1 protein-coding gene is annotated in these 388 nt (G+C 58.8%); it reads right to left on the minus strand.

Going from position 1 to position 388, the window contains the following annotated elements:
• Positions 1–139 precede the first annotated feature (139 nt).
• Positions 140–388, minus strand: a 249-nt coding sequence (locus tag ACYP5B_RS18655; protein WP_459570689.1) for a porin, incomplete at its 5' end; no start/stop codon positions are given.

Genomic DNA, 388 nt, shown 5'->3' on the forward strand with positions numbered 1-388 from the left:
CGTGGGCAATGTGACTGCGCGAAAAAAGGCCGGCATATCTGCCGGCCAAGCGTCCTTGCGCCCAGTGAACAAAGGCAAGGTCGATATGACTTGTCTCCAGCGGACCCCGACAGCGCGCTGGCTAATATCGCGAGCGGTATTAGAAGCGGTGACGCACGCCAACCATGGCGCCGGTCTGGTTCTGGCCAGGGAGAGTGTTCATTGCGTTGGTCACGCCGTAGGTTGCCTGCCCTTTGTTTTTCACGTAGCCGAGAAGCACGTAGGCGTCAGTGCGCTTGGACAGGGCATAGTCGGCATTCAAGACGTACATCCACGAACTGTTGCTGTCCTTGCGGGCGTCGGTGTAGTATGCCGCGCCAGTCAGGCTGAAGGCGGGAGTGAACTTGTA

The organism is Cupriavidus sp. 8B, from assembly GCF_054589115.1.